The organism is uncultured Gimesia sp., from assembly GCF_937910335.1.
In the GTDB taxonomy this organism is placed as follows: domain Bacteria; phylum Planctomycetota; class Planctomycetia; order Planctomycetales; family Planctomycetaceae; genus Gimesia.
In genome coordinates, this window is the sequence record NZ_CALEMX010000536.1 from 1 (window position 1) to 3,390 (window position 3,390).

The following is a 3,390-nucleotide window of genomic DNA, read 5'->3' on the forward strand; positions in this document are numbered from 1 at the left end:
TGGTTGACCCGACGAGACTGTTTGCGGCCGATACCACCCCACTCACGCCCGTGGTCCCGTCTCCGAACGTTACCGCACCCACGTTTGTGACGTTCCCGCTGTCCCAGCTAGAACTGCCCACTACGTAATTCCCGTTCGTCAGCGCCGTCACGCCACCAGAGCCCACTTCGTCAGATGCGACTGATCCGAGGAGACTGTTCGCTGCCGATACCAAACCTTTCACACCCGTGGTCCCGTCTCCGAACGTTACCGCACCCACGTTTGTGACGTTCCCGTTGTCCCAGCTAGAACTGCCCACTACGTAATGCCCGTTCGTGAGCGCCGTCACGCCACCAGAGCCCACCTGGTCAGATGCGGTTGACCCGATGAGACTGTTGGCAACCGATATCTCACCACTCACGCCCGTGGTTCCGTTTCCAAACGTCACAGCACCAGCATCAGAGACTGAATCGTTGTCCCAGTATTGACTGCGCACCACGTAATTCCCGTTCATCAGCCCCGTCACATCATCACCTTGGCCCACTTGGTCATTTGCGGTTGACCCGACGAGACTGTTGGTGTCGGAGACTATCCCGCTTACCCCCGTGGTCCCGTCTCCGAACGTCACAGCACCCGCGTTAGTGGCCGCACCGTTGTCCCATAAAGCACTGTTCACCAAGTAGTTCCCGTTCGTGAGCGCCGTCACACCATCACGACCCACATTGTCATTGTCGGTTGACCCGGTGAGTGTGCTGATCAACACACCCGTTGCACCGTTAAACAAATAGACGGCACCCGTATCGGTACCCCCCACATCGGCGTAAGGGGAAGTGATGACGACATTGCCTGTGCTCAACGCCACAACCGTGTCGCCGAATCCATTGTTTGCACTCGGGTTGGGATCGACAAAGTCAGAGAACGCTGCAGTGAGCAGCGTGCGATCTTCCAGGTATTCAATCTGGTGAAATAACGGCCGCGATCGATGCTTCACAGCCGGGACGGTACAGCGTCGCCACAATTGAAATATTTTTTCCCGTACATCTCTGGAGAAGCAGGACGATCTTTCGATTAAGCTTTGTTTCGAACGCATTTAAGTTAAACTCTCCAGAAGAATTCTTCTATTGTATTTTTTATGGATGGTAATTGGTATTTGAATCGAGCAGATAAGTTCACCAGTCTATCAAGCAAATCAATTAGTCACAACTAGTTTATGCGAGATGTTAGTAACACGGATTCGGTAGAATCACGGTCGGATAGTGCATTATGGCTGCACCAGAACAATGCACCACCGTCCCTTTTCTGCCTGCCTGAGTCGCCAGAATTTCACCACAAAATTCATCATCTATGGTCAAAAGCTTGAACAGGAGCCTCGCACGTAACTGGCACAAGACTGACTGCGGTTACCGAAATACGTTTGTGTTAGCCAATTTTTCAGCATCTTGAACTCGATGATGAAAAACAATCAAACATGGAATCAAAATCTTCTCTCTACTTGACAATTTTTAAGACAGTCGCTGACCCTTTTAGGGTCTTCCCTATTGTGTCTGCCCTTGTAGCTCTCCTCCGGTTGGAAATTCTGAGAATCCCGACTTAGATATATTAACAAGTGTTGATGTGAAGTCCGAGTTAAGATATATTATCAAGCGTTGATATGTAATTGTCTCCCCTGCAGTCAATGATTGCTAAACCCGCATCACTCCCGCCAGAAACTCCAGGGAAAGGAGCAGGAATGTCTCGACGCTCGACAGAATTTTGCGATGGGATCTCACGACGGTCCGTTGTGAAAGCTGGTTTGACCGGCTTGATGGGACTCTCTCTCCCCGAGATTCTTCGCCTCAAGGCGCAAGCCGCTGAAAGCGGAAATTCAAAGCAGGATACGGCCATCATCTTTCTTGAACTGGCTGGTGGGCCGTCACAGCATGAAACCTATGATCCCAAGCCGAATGCGCCTGCCGATTACCGTGGTCCGCTCAGTCCGATCAACACAGCAGTTCCCGGAGTGCAGTTCAGTGAGTTCATGCAAGAACAGGCGCGTGTGCTGGATAAAATGGCCATTATCCGTTCGATTCATCACGATTCAGGAAGCCATAGCACCAGCAGCCATTTGACCCAGACCGGATATTACCTGCGAGATCGTCAGAGTCGGGAAAACGAGATGCCGAGTATTGGATGTATTACATCCAAAGTGCGCGGCAGTAACGCAGAGGGAATTCCGGCGTATGTCTCTTTGCCGCGTGATATGCGTTTTGGTCGTGCTGCCTGGTTGGGTAAGGGCTTTAATCCTTTCATCACCGCGCGCGATGCGGATGATAAAAACTTCAGTGTTCCCAACCTCACCTTATTACGCGGTCTGACTGCCGAGCGCATGCAGGATCGCAAGGCCTTACTGCAGGGCTTTGATGCGACACGCGAAATTATTGACAACAACGGGGTCTGCGATGCGATTGATCAATACACCAAAGAAGCCTTTGAGATGGTGGCAGGTGATTCTGCACGCAAGGCGTTTGATCTCTCTCAGGAAGATCAGAAAACGCGCGACCGGTACGGAATGAATGCTTTTGGCCAGAACATCTTGCTCGCCCGCAGGCTGGTGGAGCATGGTGTGACTGTTGCTTCGGTTCGCGTGACCGGACCCAGCTGGGATGATCATCGTGATCTGGTCAAGCGAATGCGGGAAAAGGGCATCCCTTATGACCGTGCGTTTGCTGCCCTCGTGGAAGACCTGCATGAACGTGGTCTCGACAAAAAAGTGATGGTCGTTGCCATGGGCGAATTTGGCCGAACCCCGAAATTCAATCGGACTGCGGGGCGCGACCATTGGGGGCGTGTGATGAGCGTTGCCCTGGCGGGTGGCGGAATCAAAACCGGTCAGGTGATTGGCGCTTCCGATGAACAGGGTGGCACACCGGCAGATGCCCCCTATCGTCCAGAAAATGTGCTGGCGATGCTTTATCGCCATCTGGGAATCGACCCTGCCACAACGTTCCCGGATCATAGCGGAAGGCCCCGTTATATTCTTGAACGCCGGGAATTGATTACCGAATTGATCTGAATGACATCGGGTGGCATCTCTGTGCGTGGGTTGATTTCATTGTGGATTATTTTCTACCACGAAAAGCACGAAAGACACGAAACGATTTGTTGCTCTGGCAGTTTCCTGCTCGCTGTGCTAGGTCCGAATTTGAATCAGGGCTACCTGTGTTTTGATGTTATGGGGATGCTTGTGCCATTTATGTTGCTAACGGCGGCTCGGTAGTGTTTCTTATTTTCAATCGTTCTTTGTAGCTTGGGAGGAACCGTGGCTAACGCCATTCGGCTAATGATCAAACAACGCAATGCCCTTTGGCTAATGATCAAAAAACAAGATCAGCCGCAAGGCATTAGCCGCGGTTAATACCGATCTCGTTAAAG

The 3,390-nt window shown here is 51.7% G+C and carries 1 protein-coding gene and 1 pseudogene; one reads left to right on the plus strand and one right to left on the minus strand.

What is annotated here, in order from left to right; translation table 11 throughout:
* Positions 1-1,069, minus strand: a pseudogene (locus Q0668_RS22090) (hypothetical protein); the annotation flags it as partial.
* A 639-nt stretch (positions 1,070-1,708) separates the two neighbouring features.
* Here Q0668_RS22090 and Q0668_RS22095 point away from each other — a divergent pair.
* The gene (locus Q0668_RS22095; RefSeq protein WP_298868645.1) at positions 1,709-3,031 is read left to right on the plus strand and encodes a DUF1501 domain-containing protein; all 1,323 of its coding nucleotides are present in this window, start codon (positions 1,709-1,711) and stop codon (positions 3,029-3,031) included.
* Positions 3,032-3,390 lie beyond the last annotated feature (359 nt).

Bases quoted from the DNA above. Each gene is read 5' to 3' on its own strand.
- Q0668_RS22095 (WP_298868645.1), top strand. From the start codon at position 1,709: ATGTCTCGACGCTCGACAGAATTTTGCGATGGGATCTCACGACGGTCC.